Genomic DNA, 14,900 nt, shown 5'->3' with positions numbered 1-14,900 from the left:
CGCCGAACCGACATTGTGCAACCGTGAAGCGAAAAAGACTGTTAAATCGGCGATACAGTCGTTCTCGCGCGCAACGGGCAGAAAAACATCCGACGAAGCGCCCGACATTTTGCGTCACAGTAGTTTCACAATGCCATGCTGGCTCGGGTATTGTGCCGTCCCCCCCCTCTATATACTAGTGGGCTGTGCGGCTGACCTGACTCGCCAATCCAGCTGCGCCACCCCCGACCCGGGTCGCTTTGAGCGGAATCCTGAAATGAGCCAACAGTTTCAACACGATGTTCTGGTAATTGGCAGCGGTGCTGCCGGCTTGAGCCTTGCGCTGACCTTGCCCGGTCATTTGCGCATTGCCGTATTGAGCAAAGGCAACCTCGCCAATGGCTCGACGTTCTGGGCCCAGGGTGGCGTTGCCGCCGTGCTGGACGACACCGACACCGTTGAATCCCATGTCGATGACACGCTCAATGCCGGCGGCGGCCTGTGCCATGAAGACGCGGTGCGCTTTACCGTCGAGCACAGCAAGGAAGCGATTCAATGGCTGATCGACCAGGGCGTGCCTTTTACCCGCGATGAACAGTCGGGCAATGAAGATGGCGGGTTCGAATTCCACCTGACCCGCGAAGGCGGTCACAGCCATCGGCGCATCATCCACGCCGCCGATGCCACGGGCGCTGCCATTTTCACAACCCTGCTCGAGCAGGCCAGGAAACGACCGAACATCGAACTGCTGGAGCAGCGGGTTGCGGTAGACCTGATCACCGAGAAACGCCTGGGACTCGAAGGTGATCGCTGCCTCGGTGCTTATGTGCTCAATCGCGGTACTGGCGAAGTCGATACCTATGGCGCCCGCTTTGTGATCCTCGCCTCCGGCGGAGCGGCCAAGGTTTACCTGTACACCAGTAACCCCGACGGCGCCTGCGGCGATGGCATCGCCATGGCCTGGCGCTCAGGCTGCCGGGTGGCGAACCTGGAGTTCAACCAGTTTCACCCCACCTGCCTGTATCACCCGCAGGCCAAGAGCTTCCTGATCACCGAAGCCCTGCGCGGCGAGGGTGCCCACCTCAAGCTGCCCAACGGCGAGCGCTTCATGCAGCGCTTCGATCCACGGGCAGAACTGGCGCCACGGGACATCGTCGCCCGGGCCATCGACCATGAAATGAAACGCCTGGGTATCGATTGCGTCTATCTGGACATCAGCCACAAGCCCGAATCCTTTATCAAGACGCACTTCCCGACGGTGTACGAACGCTGCCTGGAATTTTCCATCGACATCACCAAACAGCCGATTCCGGTGGTCCCGGCGGCGCACTACACCTGCGGTGGCGTGATGGTCGATCAACAGGGCCGCACCGACGTGCCGGGGCTGTACGCCATTGGCGAAACCAGTTTCACCGGCCTGCACGGCGCCAACCGCATGGCCAGCAACTCCCTGCTTGAATGTTTCGTTTATGCCCGCTCGGCGGCCACGGACATTCTCGAACAGTTGCCCCGGGTTCCAATGCCCGCCCCCCTTCCCGCCTGGGATGCGAGCCAGGTTACCGATTCCGATGAAGACGTGATCATTGCGCACAACTGGGATGAGCTGCGGCGGTTCATGTGGGACTACGTTGGCATCGTGCGCACCAACAAGCGCCTGCAACGGGCACAACACCGCGTACAACTGTTGCTGGATGAAATCGACGAGTTCTACAGCAACTACAAGGTCAGCCGGGATCTGATCGAGCTGCGCAACCTGGCCCAGGTGGCCGAGCTGATGATTTTGTCAGCCATGGAGCGCAAGGAAAGCCGTGGCCTGCATTACACCCTCGACTACCCGGACATGTTGCCGGTCGCGCTGGACACTATTCTGGTGCCGCCCACCTACGTCGGCTGAATTTGAGCCGGACCCGCAGGCGTCGGTGCACATCCGCCGCCTGCGCATCCCGGGGCACGCAAATGGCCCTGACCCGGCGCTCGCCCCGCAGACGGAAACGCAAGACCACCACCAACGGCAGCGCCAGGCTGTCCGGCCTCAGCTGCACGGGCTGCCAACCCTTGGCCCGGCTCCACAACTGCCAGCCATCGGCATCGCGCCGCAAGCCGCAAATGGCCTGCGGGTGCGTCAACAGAATCCCCCGGGGCAGCAGCCAGACACCGTGAGCCACGCACAGCACAACGCCGAGCGAGCTGGCCCAGAGCGGAATCGACAGTAAAAACAACGAACCCAGCGCGAACAGCTGGGCCAGCAGATACGCCGCCAGCAACTGCCGTGAGGCATGCCAGCGGCATTCGAACGAATTACTTGGGCTGGACACGATCCAGAATCATGCGGACCATGCGTTGCAGCTCGGGATCTTCCGATTCGCTGCGTTCCATGAACCAGCCGAACATGTCCTGATCCTCACACGTCAGCAGTCGGACGTACAACGCGCGATCCACCTCGTTGAGCGTTGCGTAAACCTCTTTCGTGAACGGTACCAGCAACACGTCAAGCTCAAGCATGCCACGGCGGCTGTGCCAAAAGAGGCGGTTCAGTTCAACATCTTCGACCATGGAGCGCTCCTCAAATAGGCCGCAAGTATACAGGCCCGCGCACCGTCGAACAGTCGGCTTTGGTCGGGCACCGACGAACCTTTGTTAACTACCCATTTCCAAGGCAGCCCCTTATGATGTCCTCCAGACTTTTTACCCTGCGATGACCCATGGCCGATTCTGCTTTTTTCTGCACTCTTTCTCATGAAGGCGTTCTCGCGGTCCGCGGCGCGGACGCCAGCAAATTCCTGCAAGGCCAACTGACCTGCAATCTCAATTACTTGAGCGATACCCAGGCCAGCCTCGGTGCGCGCTGCACGCAAAAAGGCCGGATGCAATCGAGCTTTCGCATCCTGCTCGAGGGTGACGGCGTGGTCCTGGCCATGGCCAGCGAATTGCTCGAACCGCAACTGGCGGACCTGAAAAAGTACGCGGTGTTCTCCAAATCGAAACTGACCGACGAGAGTGCCGCCTGGGTCCGCTTCGGCATTGACCATGGCGACGCCGCACTGGCCAGCCTCGGCCTGGACCTGGCGGCAGAAACCGACAGCGTCGTGCGCAGCGATGGACTGATTGCCATCCGTGTTTCGCCGCAACGCGCCGAGTTGTGGGTCGCCGCAGGTCTTGCCGATGCGGTCAAAGGCAAGCTGTCGGCGGTGCTGAGCGAAGGTGACCTGAATCAATGGTTGCTGGGCCAGGTCCGTGCAGGGATCGGCCAGGTCATGCCCGGCACCCGCGAGTTGTTCATCCCGCAGATGCTCAACCTGCAAGCGGTCGGTGGCGTGAGCTTCAAGAAAGGTTGCTACACCGGCCAGGAAATCGTCGCGCGCATGCAGTACCTGGGCAAACTCAAGCGTCGCCTGTATCGCCTGCAACTGGCGGCCGGCGAGCTGCCGGAACCGGGTATCGCGCTGTTCTCCCCGACCCATGGCAGCTCTATCGGCGAAGTGGTGCTGGCTGCCCGCGCCGGGCAAGGCATTGAACTCCTGGCGGTGTTGCAAGCCGAAGCGGCAGACAGTGGAGACATCCACCTGGGGGCGCTCGAAGGGCCGTCCTTGCAGCTGCTCGACCTGCCTTATGAACTGGATCGCGATCGCGAAATCCAGCAATAACGGCAGCACTTGGCGTTACACCCAGGGGGCGTTCTCAATTAGTTTTCACGTCGCGCCGGGCCTGCTGTTGTGCAGGGCAAGGCGCGAGAAGCGTGGTTTGGTCATTCCAAATAAGCTTCGAGCAACGCAGCCCTGCACAACAGCAGGCCCGGCCCTTCGGGTTGTGCCTTAAAGCGGGCCAGGCTGCGTTGCAGGCCTTGCAAAGGGAACAACCATTCCCAGCGGCCTGCGCCTTGCCTGGCCCGCTTTAAGGCGACAACGCGACGGGAAAACTAATTGAGAACGCCCCCAGAGAGACTAAATGAGCGAGCTGGCGGAAAAGGTCCAACAGGATTTGGTTGAGGCCATCAACAACGATGACCTGGTTCTGCCCACGTTACCGGAAGTGGCCCTGCAAATTCGCAAGGCTGCGGAAAACCCGGAAGTCAGCGTCAGTACCCTGAGCAAAGTGATCGGCCGTGATACCGCGCTGTCGGCGCGCCTGATCAAAGTGGTCAACAGCCCGCTGTTGCGCGCGACCCAGGAAGTGACTGACCTGCACACCGCGATCACTCGCCTGGGCATCAACTACAGCTGCAACCTGGCGATCGGCCTGGTCATGGAGCAGATTTTCCACGCCCGCTCCGACGTGGTGGAACAGAAAATGCGCGAAGTCTGGCGCAAAAGCCTGGAAATCGCCGGTGTCAGCTATGCCCTGTGCCGCAGTTACACCCGGCTCAAGCCCGACCAGGCCGCCCTTGGCGGGCTGGTGCATCAGATCGGCGTACTGCCGATCCTGACCTACGCCGAAGATCACTATGAACTGCTGTCCGACCCGGTCAGCCTCAACCATGTGATCGACCGGATTCATCCCCTGATCGGCGAAAAACTGCTCAAGGTCTGGGACTTTCCCGACATGCTGGTGCAGGTACCGCAGCTCTACCTGAATTTCAAACGCCAGTCGGCGCAGATCGACTATGTGGATCTGGTGCAGGTGGCCAGCCTGTATTGCCACAAGGACACCGACCATCCGTTCGCTCGTATTGACCCGCTGAGCGTGCCGGCCTTCAATGCACTGGGCATCGACATCGACGACGAGGCGATGTGCGCCGACCTGGAAGAAACCCGCACGATGTTTTACTGATCAAAGACCGCGTCGCCCCCTTCGCGAGCAAGCCCGCTCCCACATTTGATCTGCGGCGACTCGGTTCAATGTGGGAGCGGGCTTGCTCGCGAAGGGGCCAGAACAGACACCGCATCACTCCCCTGCAACAAAGCTCACCCGCACCTTCAACCCCGCCCGTTCACCATCGTGCAGGCTGATCTGCGCCAGATGCGCGCGGCAGATCTCGCCGACAATCGCCAAACCCAACCCTGAACCGGCCACTTGTTGATTGCGCCGGTAAAAGCGCTCGAATACCCGGTCGCGCTCCTCAAGAGGAATACCGGGGCCATCATCTTCGACTTCCAGCACGGCGGGGGCCGAGACCCGCAGAATCACGTTGCCGCCTGGCGGGGTATGAGCCAGGGCGTTATCCACCAGATTGCTCAGCAGTTCGTTCAATAGCGTCGGCTCGCCCCGCAACCAGACGGGTTCATCCGCTTCCAGCGCCAGCGCGATGCCGCGCTTGTGGGCCAACGGCGCCATGGCCATGCCCAGCTCCCGGGCCAATTGACTGAGGTCGAGCAACTGCGCGCCACCCTCGGCAATCGCCCGGGCGCCATTTTCGACCCGTGCCAGGGAAAGCAACTGATTGGCCAGGTGGGTCAAGCGGTCAGTGCCCTGGGCGGCGGTCTCCAGCGTGCTGCGCCAGGTATCGGGCTCGGATGAGCGCATGCCCAGCTCCAGTCGCGCCTTGAGGGCTGCCAATGGCGTGCGCAGTTCGTGGGCGGCATCGGCTATGAATTGCGCCTGCTTCTCGAACTGTCCACGTAGACGCTCGGTAAAGTGATTGAGGGCGCGCACCAGCGGCCACAATTCGCGCTGCACTTCCACCAATGGCAAGGGGCGCAGATCGTCCGGCTGGCGCTCTTCCACCGCCGTGCGCAGGCGCTCCAGCGGGCGCAACGCGGCACTCACCGCAAACCACACCAGCATCAACGCACCGATTGCCAGCATGCCCAGGCGCAGCAAGGTATCCGCCGCCAGACTGCGGGCCATGCTGACGCGCGCCTCATCGGTTTCCGCCACGCGGATTTCCGCCATGCCGTTCATGTTGGGCTCGCTCACGGGCTTGAGCAGGCTCACCACGCGCACGTTCTGCCCGCGGTACTGGGCGTTGTAGAAACGCGCCAGCGCCGGGTAGTCATCGGTGCGCGGCGTTCCCGGCGGTGGCGCGGGCAGGTTTTCGTAACCGGAAATCAGCTTCTGGTTGATGTCGTTGACCAGGTAGAAAATTCGCCCGGCACTGTCGTAGGCAAAGGTATCGAGGGCCACGTAGGGCACGTCGGCACTCAGGGTGCCGTCGCGCTGGGAAACGCCGGCGGCGATGGTGCGCGCCGAGGCCAGCAAGGTCCGGTCATAGGCCGTGTCGGCGGCTTCACGACCGTTCCAGTAGGCGCTCAACCCGCTGGCCAGCATCAACACCACCAGCAACAGCGCCAGGTTCCACAACAACCGCCAGCGCAAGCTGCTGGGCTTATGCATCGCGGCTTTCCAGCAAGTAACCGAGGCCACGGAAGGTCACGATGGCGACCGGTTGGCCGTCAAGCTTCTTGCGCAGGCGGTGCACGTAGATTTCGATCGCATCGGGACTGGCCTCTTCATCCAGGCCGAACACTTGCGACGCCAGTTGCTCCTTGCTCATCACCCGACCGGGGCGCGCGATCAGGGCTTCGAGTACCGCCTGTTCGCGGGAGGTCAGGGTGAGCAATTCTTCACCGAGGGTGAAACGCCGGGTTTCCAGGTCATAGGCCAGCACACCACAACGCTGGATACGTTCACCGCCCAGCACACTGCGGCGCAGCAACGCCTTGACCCGGGCTTCGAGTTCGGTCAGTTCGAACGGCTTGGCCAGGTAATCGTCGGCGCCCAGGTTCAGGCCATGGACCCGATCCTTGACGTCGCTGCGGGCGGTCAGCATCAGTACCGGCAGGTTCTTGCCCCGCGCCCGCAGGCGCGCCAGCACTTCGAAACCATCCATGCGCGGCAAGCCGACATCGAGGATCGCCATGGCGTATTCCTCGCTGCCCAGCGCCAGGTCGGCGGCCACGCCATCGTGCAGAACGTCCACGGTCAACCCGGTGCTCTTGAGCGCCTGGGCGACACTTTCGGCGAGCTGCAAATGGTCTTCGACGAGCAGGACACGCATGGATCTATACCTCGTTCAGGGATGGCCGACGCCATTCTTTGGCGCGGAGTTTACAGCCGCAATCACCGCTGTGAAGCCCGAAAAACCGTGAAAGCCCGCTGAAAGGTTAGCGAAAGGTTGGGTGGTTAGAGTCGCACCACGGATGGTTTCGACTGCCGACCATCGAATCGTAGTTTGAAAACGTGCTTTGACATGTAACTACCGAAAAACGCCTCGAAGCGTTTTCGTCAATAAGAACAATAAACGAGGTACTGCACCATGCTGTCCACACAGCTTCAGGCTTGCCCGCCCCGCCCTTTCTCTTGTTCCCCGATGTTTACGCTTGCCAGCGCCGAAGCCGGCTGCCCGTCGCTCGATCCGTGCGGATTCGAACACGCCAGCGCCGCGCGAAATCGTCGCATCTGAATCATCCCGAAAAACAACAACTCCACTGGAGACAAAAATGAATCGTTCAATGCGCCGTTTCGCCCTCGCCGCCAGCTGTGTGCTGTTCGCCGGCCAACTCATGGCCGAGCCTAAACGCCCGGAATGCATCGCCCCGGCCTCGCCCGGTGGTGGTTTCGACCTGACCTGCAAACTGGCGCAAAGCGCGCTGGTCAACGAAAAACTGCTGACCAAACCGATGCGGGTGACCTACATGCCCGGCGGTGTCGGCGCGGTGGCGTACAACGCGGTGGTCGCCCAGCGTCCGGCCGATGCCGGTACGTTGGTGGCCTGGTCCAGTGGTTCGCTGCTGAACCTGGCCCAAGGCAAGTTCGGTCGTTTCGATGAAAGCAATGTGCGCTGGCTGGCCGCCGTCGGCACCAGCTACGGCGCCATCGCGGTGAAGAGCGATTCGCCCTACAAGACCCTCGACGATCTGGTCCAGGCCCTGAAGAAAGATCCGAGCAAAGTGGTGATCGGTTCCGGCGGCACCGTCGGCAGCCAGGACTGGATGCAGACCGCGCTGATCGCCAAGGCCGCCGGGATCAACCCGCGTGACCTGCGTTACGTCGCCCTCGAAGGTGGTGGCGAGATCGCCACGGCCCTGCTTGGCGGTCACATCCAGGTTGGCAGCACCGATATTTCCGACTCCATGCCACACATCCAGAGTGGTGACATGCGTCTGCTGGCGGTGTTCTCCGACAAGCGTCTGGACGAGCCGGAAATGAAGAACATCCCGACCGCCCGCGAACAAGGCTACGACATCGTCTGGCCGGTGGTTCGCGGTTTCTACCTGGGGCCGAAAGTCAGCGACGAGGACTACGCCTGGTGGAAGGACTCCTTCGACAAACTGCTGGCTTCACCGGAGTTCGCCAAGTTGCGCGACCAGCGTGAACTGTTCCCGTTCGCCATGACCGGCCCGGAGCTGGACACCTATGTGAAGAAGCAGGTCGCGGACTACAAAGTGCTGGCCAAAGAGTTCGGCCTGATCCAGTGATCGCCTCTGTCTAGCGGCTGCGACTCCGTTTGGCGGAGTCGCGGCACAGGAGTTCCTCATGCTCTTACAACGCATTTTTGCTTCGGTGCTGTTGCTGGCCTGTCTCAGCCTGGTGCTGATGGCCTTGCCCTATCAGGCACCTTTTTCCTACGAACCGATCGGCCCACGCGCGTTCCCCCTGTTGATGCTGGGGCTGATGGGCCTGGCGCTGGTTTACATGGTGTATCGGCCCTCGCCGATCAAGCACACCGATGAAGATCCGCCGATGGATCGCGAGACCCTGACCAAAATTGGTGTTTGCGTGCTGTTGCTGCTCGTCTTCGCCGGGCTGTTCGAACCGCTGGGTTTCATCCTCAGCAGCATGCTGGTTGGCATTCCAATGGCTCGCCTGTACGGCGGGCGCTGGCTGCCGGGCGCGATCATCATCAGCCTGATGAGCGTCGGCCTGTACCTGCTGTTCGACAAAGTCATGGACGTGCCACTGCCTCTGGGCCTGCTCGACGTTCTGGAGAACTGATATGGATACGCTTGGTTACTTGAGTCACGGCTTCGGCGTCGCACTCACCCCTTACAACCTGGTGACCGCTCTCAGCGGCACGCTGATCGGTACGGTCGTCGGCCTGCTTCCGGGGCTGGGCCCAATCAATGGCGTGGCGTTGTTGATCCCGATCGCTTTCGCCCTCGGCCTGCCACCGGAGTCGGCGCTGATCCTGCTGGCCGCGGTTTACCTGGGTTGCGAATACGGCGGTCGTATCAGTTCGATCCTGTTGAACATCCCGGGCGAAGCTTCCACCGTCATGACCACCCTCGATGGCTACCCGATGGCCCGCCAGGGTCTGGCCGGTGTGGCGTTGTCGTTGTCGGCCTGGAGTTCTTTCATCGGCGCCTTCATTGCGACCTGCGGGATGGTCGTGTTCGCGCCGATGCTGGCGAAATGGGCGATTGCCTTCGGTCCGGCGGAGTATTTCGTACTGATGGTGTTCGCCATTGTCTGCCTCGGCGGCATGGCGGGTGACAGGCCGCTCAAGACCTTCATCGCGGCGCTGATCGGCCTGTTCCTGTCGACCGTCGGCATTGATGCCAACAGTGGCGTTTACCGTTTCACCGGGGACAACATCCACCTCACCGACGGCATTCAATTCGTAGTCCTGGTGCTGGGCCTGTTTTCCATCAGCGAAATTCTCCTGCTGCTGGAAAAAACCCACCGTGGCCAGGAAGCCTTCCAGGCCACCGGCCGGATGCTGTTCAACTTCAAGGAAGCCGCTTCGGTGTTCTGGGTGAACATGCGTTGCGGTGTGCTCGGTTTCATCATGGGCGTGTTGCCGGGTGCGGGCGCCACACTGGCCAGCGCCGTGGCCTACATGACCGAGAAACGTATCGCTGGCCCAAGCGGAAAATTCGGACAAGGCGACAAGCGTGGCCTGGCGGCACCGGAAACCGCCATTGGCGCAGAAGCGTGCGGTGCACTGGTGCCGATGCTGACCCTTGGCGTTCCCGGCTCGGGCACCACGGCCGTGATGATCGGCGCGTTGTCGCTGTACAACATCACGCCGGGTCCACTGCTGTTTCAACAGCAACCGGACATCGTCTGGGGCCTGATCGCTTCGTTGTTCATCGCCAACATCATGCTGGTGATCCTCAACATTCCGATGATTCGGATCTTCACCAAAATCCTTGCCGTACCAAACTGGGCGCTGGTACCGATGATCGCAATCATCACCGCCATTGGCGTGTACGCCGTGCATGCCACGACTTTCGATCTGTTCCTGATGATCGGCATCGGCATCTTCGGTTACATCCTGCGCAAGCTGGACTTCCCGTTGTCCCCGGTGTTGCTGGGTTTCATCCTCGGTGGCTTGATGGAGCAGAACCTGCGTCGGGCGCTGTCGATTTCCAACGGTTCGCTGGATATTCTCTGGTCGAGCGGTATCACCGTCGGTGTCTGGGGGTTGATCGTGGTCATGTTGCTGGTGCCCATTGTGCGTATCTGGCGTAAACGTTCGGTTACCCGGCGCGTTATCGCCGATGTCTGATCGAACACCTTTCAAAGCCTGGTGGGGAACCCCGCTGGTCGGCCTGCTGGGCGGTTACCTCGCCAGCCAGGTCGGCTGGCCTTTGCCGTGGATGGTCGGCTCGTTGCTGGCGATCATCCTCGTGCGCTGCCTGACCCCTTGGCAACTGGCCGAAATCCCTGGCGGCCGCAAGTGCGGCCAGTGGATCGTCGGCATCGGTATCGGCCTGCACTTCACCCCGCTGGTGATGGAGCAGGTACTGAGTCATTTCGGTCTGATCTTCTTCGGGGCGTTGGTCACCAGCCTGTCCGCCGTGGTCGGCGTGTGGCTGATGCGCCGCACCGGTGAAGATCGCGCCACAGCCTTCTTTTCCAGCATGCCCGGCGGTTCCGGGGAGATGGTCAACCTCGGCGCGCGTAATGGTGCGGTGCTCAGCCGTGTCGCGGCGGGGCAAAGTTTGCGGGTGTTGGTGGTGGTGCTGTGCGTACCAGCAGCCTTCAAGTATCTGCTGGGTGACGGTGCGCCGATTTCCCACGCGGGCAGCATCGATTGGCGCTGGCTGGCGGTGCTGTTTCCTGCTGGCGCATTGGCGGCCTGGATCTGGGAACGCCTGCGTCAACCCAACCCCTGGCTGTTCGGGCCGTTGCTGGTCAGTGCGGCGGTCAGCATCGGCTGGGATCTGCACATCGGCCTGCCCAACGGCGGCAGCCAGATCGGCCAGTGGTTGATCGGCAGCGGTCTGGGCTGTCACTTCAACCGGCAGTTTTTCCGGCGTGCGCCATCGTTCATGGGCCGCACCTTGATCGGCACGGTGCTGTCCATGCTGATTGCGACTGCCGCAGCACTGGGCTTGAGTGCGCTGACCCACCTGGATCTGCGCTCACTGACATTGGGCATGATGCCGGGCGGTATTGCCGAGATGAGCCTGACGGCGGAGACCCTGCAATTGTCGGTGCCGCTGGTGACGGCGATGCAGGTGATGAGGTTGTTGTTTGTGCTGTTTCTGGCGGAGCCGTTGTTCAAGTACTGGAATCGTGATCCGGATTCAGACAACTAATCCGAGTCGCCCCCATCGCGGGCAAGCCCGCTCCCACAAGGACCGCGCAAACCCTGTGGGAGCGGGCTTGCCCGCGATGGGGCCCTTAAGGTCAATACTCAAACCGGCGGCAACCGCCACTCGATCGGCGTCTCGCCATTCTGCTCCAGAAACTTGTTTGTCCGGCTGAAATGCCCGCAACCGAGGAAGCCGCGATAGGCGGACAGCGGTGACGGGTGCACCGAAGTCAGCACCAGGTGCTTGGTCGCATCGATCAGCTTCTGCTTGCTCTGGGCATGGGCGCCCCACAGCATGAACACCAGGTGCGGCTGCTGCTGGCTGACCACTTCAATGACCCGATCGGTGAAAAACTGCCAGCCCTTGTCCTTGTGGGCATTGGCGTTGGCGCGCTCGACGGTCATGGTGGTGTTGAGCATCAGCACGCCCTGATCGGCCCAGCTCTGCAGGTAGCCATGGTTGGGGATGTCGATGTTCAGGTCGCGCTTGAGCTCTTTATAGATGTTCACCAGCGACGGTGGCGCCGGTACGCCAGGTTGCACCGAGAAGCACAAACCGTGGGCCTGGCCCGGGCCGTGATAGGGATCCTGACCGAGGATCACCACCTTGACCTTGTCCAGCGGCGTGGAATTGAGCGCGTTGAAAATCATCGGCCCCGGCGGATAGATCTCCTTGCCGGCCGCCCGTTCCTGTTGCAGGAAGTTTCGCAACTCTGCCATGTAAGGCTGGTCGAATTCGGCACGCAGTGCCTCCTTCCAGCCCGGTTCGAGTTTGATACGGTCGTCAGCAGTCATGGTTACATCCGGCAAAAACAATGGGGCGAACCCTAGGAAAGCTCACCACGCTTGTCAATTGATCTGATACAGATCCGGCACTTTCCCACACAGCGATCATACTTAACCCTCAAATTCCCGATCGAGGTCACGATGAATCTGCACTTCGAAGAACTCACCGGCACCGACGGCGCACGCATCGGCATCGCCAGTCTGGATGCCGAAAAGTCCCTGAACGCCCTGTCCCTGCCCATGATCAACGCCCTGCGCGACCGCATGGAAGCCTGGGCCAAGGACCCGCAGATCGTCTGCGTCCTGTTGCGCGGCAATGGCGCCAAGGCCTTTTGCGCCGGCGGTGAAGTGCGCAGCCTGGTGCAAGCCTGTCGCGTCCATCCGGGTGAAGTACCGCCACTGGCTGCGCAGTTTTTTGCGGCGGAGTATCGCCTGGACTTCAAACTGCACACCTACCCCAAGCCGTTGATCTGCTGGGGGCACGGCTATGTGCTCGGCGGCGGCATGGGACTGTTGCAAGGAGCGAGCACCCGTATCGTCACGCCGAGCAGCCGCCTGGCCATGCCGGAGATCAGCATCGGCCTGTACCCGGATGTTGGCGCCAGCTGGTTCCTGTCGCGCCTGCCCGGCAAGCTCGGGTTGTTCCTGGGCCTGACCGGCGCGCACATGAACGGCCGCGATGCCATCGATCTGGACCTGGCGGATCGTTTTATGCTCGATGAGCAGCAGCCGAAGTTGATCGAAGGCCTGCTGCAACTGAACTGGCAGGAACAGACACCCATGCAGCTCAACAGCCTGCTCAAGGCCTTGCAGCAGGAAGCCGTGGCGCAGATGCCCGAAGCCCAGTGGCTGCCACGTCGTCGTCAGATCGACGAGCTACTGGATGTCAGCGATGTGCGTTGCGCCTGGAAGGCCATCAGCGCCCTGCGCGACCACAGCGACCTGTTGTTCAGTCGCGCGGCCAGGACCCTGAGTGAAGGCGCGCCGCTGACCGCGCATCTGGTATGGGAACAGATCATCCGGGCCCGGCACCTGTCGCTGGCCGAAGTCTTCCAGATGGAATACACCCTGAGCCTCAACTGCTGCCGTCATCCGGAATTCAGCGAAGGTGTGCGTGCACGGTTGATCGACAAGGACCAGAAGCCGCACTGGCACTGGCCGGACATCAACACCGTGCCGGACGCTGTGGTCGAGGCGCATTTTCACAAGGCCTGGGAAGGTCGGCATCCGCTGGCGGATTTGTCCGAATACTGAAAACTGCACACAACACTGTGGGAGCGGGCTTGCTCGCGAAGGCGTCATCTCAGCAACATTGATGTTGACTGACACTCCACCTTCGCGAGCAAGTCGAATCGTCGCACCGCCGCTCCCACATTCAGAGTTGTGTTTTATACAAAGCTATCGGTGGCCGCCCCGCCCGTTGCGATAGCCGCGACCGTTACCGCGATAGTCGTTGTTCCAGTTCCCGCGGTTACGGCCGTCCCAGCCATGGTTCTGATGCGTGCGGTAGTCGCCCCGCGACGGCTGATAATAACGAGTGGCCGACTGGGAATGGCGCGACGATTGATGCATCCGCGGCTGCGAGTAATAGCGCGACGGTTGATATATCCGCGGCTGTGAGTAATAGCGCGGTGTCGGCTGGTAATACCGCGCTGGAGGCACGTAGTACCGGGGCGGCGGTGTGTAGTAACCGCCACCATTGGAGTAGTAGGAACTCCCTCCGGCGTAATAGGTTGGCGATGGCGAGGTATAGACCTCGGAACTGTAGTAACTGCCTCCTTCATCGTAGTAAGGCACGCACCCACCAAGGGACAATCCCAACACTGCAAGCAGTAGAATTCGGCGCAGCTTTTTTTGACAGAGCATGGCGGCCTCCTGGACCGCGGATGAGCCACACCAGCGACGCTGGCAGGCGACAGTCAAATGTTCGGTGACTGTCGAAAGATCAGACACCGAATTCGGAATCTGGTGCGTCCCCGAAACAAGTAGAAACATCTGCCCGATGAAAGGTTTTTCATCCATTCACGCCCTGATCAACGGTGTCCACCACGATGTCCACCGCCATGGTGTCCACCGCCATGATGTCCACCACCGTGACCACGGTAATAACCATACCCGCCGTAGTAATAGGCGCGATAACCACCGTAATAGCGCGGACCGTAGTAACCGTAGTAATAGGGCGAGTAATAGCCGGGGTAGTAATAAGATCCCCCGTAGACGTCGACAGGACCGTCGTAGTAGTAGCAGCCAGACAGTCCGAGACCAAGCACTGCAGCCAACAACAATCGACGTAACATGGCGGCCTCCGTAAAGACCTGTGACAGCAGTCGGCACACACCGGCTGACACCTGTTTTGACTGGCAATCCCCTGCCAAGTGCGATGTCGCACCCACCGTCTGATCAGCGGCGGACAGGTTCCAAAGCGGTGCACCCGCGCACCATCACAAGGCAGTGCGCCTTTCCAATCAACACCGTCAACCTCCCTGTCTCCCACACTAGAGCGCTCGGGCCAACTTGGCACGCCTCTCGCTTTAACAACCGGGTGCAGGAGTCACTACAGGTTCGCGGCACCACAATTTGCAAATGGCTGACTAGGGTTCCGGCTCGCAAACGCGAGTGACTGGTCCGAGAGTTGGCGACCTCCAGTTGAGGTTACACGGCGGGACAAAAGCCCGGGAGACAAGCCACCGTTAGCGGTGTCGCTGCCGTCCTGTCC

General features: G+C 61.2%; 15 protein-coding genes and 1 riboswitch. Of the genes, 8 read left to right on the top strand and 7 right to left on the bottom strand.

Annotated features, from left to right (window positions below):
- Positions 1-256: 256 nt before the first annotated feature.
- Positions 257-1,873 (top strand): L-aspartate oxidase, encoded by a 1,617-nt coding sequence (gene nadB / locus Q8X48_RS08140; RefSeq protein ID WP_102674434.1) that lies wholly within the window; start codon positions 257-259, stop codon positions 1,871-1,873.
- Here nadB and Q8X48_RS08135 read toward each other — a convergent pair.
- Complete coding sequence (locus tag Q8X48_RS08135; protein ID WP_095966279.1) at positions 1,842-2,294, bottom strand: protein YgfX; 453 nt, start codon at positions 2,292-2,294, stop codon at positions 1,842-1,844. The two genes, nadB and Q8X48_RS08135, sit on opposite strands and share 32 nt — an antisense overlap.
- Complete coding sequence (locus Q8X48_RS08130) at positions 2,278-2,532, bottom strand: FAD assembly factor SdhE (RefSeq protein ID WP_007979797.1); 255 nt, start codon at positions 2,530-2,532, stop codon at positions 2,278-2,280. Before Q8X48_RS08130 ends, Q8X48_RS08135 begins: the two co-directional genes overlap by 17 nt.
- 149 nt (positions 2,533-2,681) lie before the next feature.
- On the opposite strand from Q8X48_RS08130, the gene ygfZ reads away from it, so the two are divergent.
- Both ygfZ and Q8X48_RS08120 read left to right on the top strand, forming a co-directional pair.
- Positions 2,682-3,623, top strand: a complete 942-nt coding sequence (ygfZ, locus tag Q8X48_RS08125; protein WP_407800550.1) for a CAF17-like 4Fe-4S cluster assembly/insertion protein YgfZ — start codon at positions 2,682-2,684, stop codon at positions 3,621-3,623.
- A 301-nt stretch (positions 3,624-3,924) separates the two neighbouring features.
- On the top strand, positions 3,925-4,746 hold the full coding sequence (locus tag Q8X48_RS08120) for an HDOD domain-containing protein (protein WP_407800551.1): 822 nt from the start codon (positions 3,925-3,927) through the stop codon (positions 4,744-4,746).
- Between the two features lie 114 nt (positions 4,747-4,860).
- Here Q8X48_RS08120 and Q8X48_RS08115 read toward each other — a convergent pair whose 3' ends face one another.
- Entirely contained in the window at positions 4,861-6,249 is a 1,389-nt protein-coding gene (locus Q8X48_RS08115; RefSeq protein WP_015093907.1) for a sensor histidine kinase, read from the bottom strand.
- A complete protein-coding gene (locus Q8X48_RS08110) occupies positions 6,242-6,913 on the bottom strand; it encodes a response regulator (protein ID WP_007979804.1) in 672 nt (223 codons plus the stop codon). The genes Q8X48_RS08115 and Q8X48_RS08110 overlap by 8 nt, the downstream gene beginning before the upstream one ends.
- A gap of 442 nt (positions 6,914-7,355) precedes the next feature.
- Here Q8X48_RS08110 and Q8X48_RS08105 point away from each other — a divergent pair, with 442 nt between their 5' ends.
- From Q8X48_RS08105 to Q8X48_RS08090, 4 genes are read left to right on the top strand one after another with little or no spacing between them, the layout of a single operon-like run.
- Positions 7,356-8,333, top strand: coding sequence for a Bug family tripartite tricarboxylate transporter substrate binding protein (locus tag Q8X48_RS08105; RefSeq protein ID WP_015093906.1), 978 nt, complete (start codon positions 7,356-7,358; stop codon positions 8,331-8,333).
- A gap of 58 nt (positions 8,334-8,391) precedes the next feature.
- On the top strand, positions 8,392-8,850 hold the full coding sequence (locus tag Q8X48_RS08100; RefSeq protein WP_102698996.1) for a tripartite tricarboxylate transporter TctB family protein: 459 nt from the start codon (positions 8,392-8,394) through the stop codon (positions 8,848-8,850).
- A 1-nt stretch (position 8,851) separates the two neighbouring features.
- Positions 8,852-10,366: a tripartite tricarboxylate transporter permease gene (locus tag Q8X48_RS08095; protein WP_008050724.1), complete on the top strand. Its 1,515-nt coding sequence runs from the start codon at positions 8,852-8,854 to the stop codon at positions 10,364-10,366.
- Positions 10,359-11,402 carry an AbrB family transcriptional regulator gene (locus tag Q8X48_RS08090; RefSeq protein WP_126049836.1) on the top strand — a complete coding sequence of 348 codons (1,044 nt, stop codon included), beginning with the start codon at positions 10,359-10,361 and terminating at the stop codon, positions 11,400-11,402. Before Q8X48_RS08095 ends, Q8X48_RS08090 begins: the two co-directional genes overlap by 8 nt.
- A 98-nt stretch (positions 11,403-11,500) precedes the next feature.
- Here Q8X48_RS08090 and ung read toward each other — a convergent pair whose 3' ends face one another.
- Complete coding sequence (gene ung / locus Q8X48_RS08085) at positions 11,501-12,193, bottom strand: uracil-DNA glycosylase (protein WP_008050720.1); 693 nt, start codon at positions 12,191-12,193, stop codon at positions 11,501-11,503.
- Between the two features lie 132 nt (positions 12,194-12,325).
- Between ung and Q8X48_RS08080 the strand changes: the two genes are divergently transcribed.
- A complete protein-coding gene (locus Q8X48_RS08080; protein WP_407800552.1) occupies positions 12,326-13,438 on the top strand; it encodes an enoyl-CoA hydratase/isomerase family protein in 1,113 nt (370 codons plus the stop codon).
- 144 nt (positions 13,439-13,582) lie between these two features.
- On the opposite strand, the gene Q8X48_RS08075 is transcribed toward Q8X48_RS08080, so the two are convergent.
- Together Q8X48_RS08075 and Q8X48_RS08070 are read right to left on the bottom strand one after the other, a co-directional pair.
- A complete protein-coding gene (locus Q8X48_RS08075; RefSeq protein ID WP_217837460.1) occupies positions 13,583-14,050 on the bottom strand; it encodes a hypothetical protein in 468 nt (155 codons plus the stop codon).
- A 167-nt stretch (positions 14,051-14,217) separates the two neighbouring features.
- Positions 14,218-14,481, bottom strand: a complete 264-nt coding sequence (locus Q8X48_RS08070) for a hypothetical protein (RefSeq protein ID WP_407800553.1) — start codon at positions 14,479-14,481, stop codon at positions 14,218-14,220.
- A 283-nt stretch (positions 14,482-14,764) separates the two neighbouring features.
- A riboswitch (guanidine-I (ykkC/yxkD leader) is annotated at positions 14,765-14,865 on the top strand.
- Positions 14,866-14,900 lie beyond the last annotated feature (35 nt).

The organism is Pseudomonas sp. QLc11A, from assembly GCF_052112305.1.
GTDB lineage: Bacteria > Pseudomonadota > Gammaproteobacteria > Pseudomonadales > Pseudomonadaceae > Aquipseudomonas > Aquipseudomonas laurylsulfatiphila.
This window is presented reverse-complemented; position numbering and strand designations above follow the sequence as displayed.

What these genes read in the sequence shown, in the direction of transcription:
- nadB (WP_102674434.1), top strand. Translation starts at nt 257, where the DNA reads ATGAGCCAACAGTTTCAACACGATGTTCTGGTAATTGGCAGCGGTGCT.
- Q8X48_RS08100 (WP_102698996.1), top strand. Translation starts at nt 8,392, where the DNA reads ATGCTCTTACAACGCATTTTTGCTTCGGTGCTGTTGCTGGCCTGTCTC.
- Q8X48_RS08080 (WP_407800552.1), top strand. Translation starts at nt 12,326, where the DNA reads ATGAATCTGCACTTCGAAGAACTCACCGGCACCGACGGCGCACGCATC.
- Q8X48_RS08075 (WP_217837460.1), bottom strand. Translation starts at nt 14,050, where the DNA reads ATGCTCTGTCAAAAAAAGCTGCGCCGAATTCTACTGCTTGCAGTGTTG.
- ygfZ (WP_407800550.1), top strand. Translation starts at nt 2,682, where the DNA reads ATGGCCGATTCTGCTTTTTTCTGCACTCTTTCTCATGAAGGCGTTCTC.
- Q8X48_RS08130 (WP_007979797.1), bottom strand. Translation starts at nt 2,532, where the DNA reads ATGGTCGAAGATGTTGAACTGAACCGCCTCTTTTGGCACAGCCGCCGT.
- Q8X48_RS08120 (WP_407800551.1), top strand. Translation starts at nt 3,925, where the DNA reads ATGAGCGAGCTGGCGGAAAAGGTCCAACAGGATTTGGTTGAGGCCATC.
- Q8X48_RS08110 (WP_007979804.1), bottom strand. Translation starts at nt 6,913, where the DNA reads ATGCGTGTCCTGCTCGTCGAAGACCATTTGCAGCTCGCCGAAAGTGTC.
- Q8X48_RS08095 (WP_008050724.1), top strand. Translation starts at nt 8,852, where the DNA reads ATGGATACGCTTGGTTACTTGAGTCACGGCTTCGGCGTCGCACTCACC.
- Q8X48_RS08070 (WP_407800553.1), bottom strand. Translation starts at nt 14,481, where the DNA reads ATGTTACGTCGATTGTTGTTGGCTGCAGTGCTTGGTCTCGGACTGTCT.
- ung (WP_008050720.1), bottom strand. Translation starts at nt 12,193, where the DNA reads ATGACTGCTGACGACCGTATCAAACTCGAACCGGGCTGGAAGGAGGCA.
- Q8X48_RS08105 (WP_015093906.1), top strand. Translation starts at nt 7,356, where the DNA reads ATGAATCGTTCAATGCGCCGTTTCGCCCTCGCCGCCAGCTGTGTGCTG.
- Q8X48_RS08090 (WP_126049836.1), top strand. Translation starts at nt 10,359, where the DNA reads ATGTCTGATCGAACACCTTTCAAAGCCTGGTGGGGAACCCCGCTGGTC.
- Q8X48_RS08115 (WP_015093907.1), bottom strand. Translation starts at nt 6,249, where the DNA reads ATGCATAAGCCCAGCAGCTTGCGCTGGCGGTTGTTGTGGAACCTGGCG.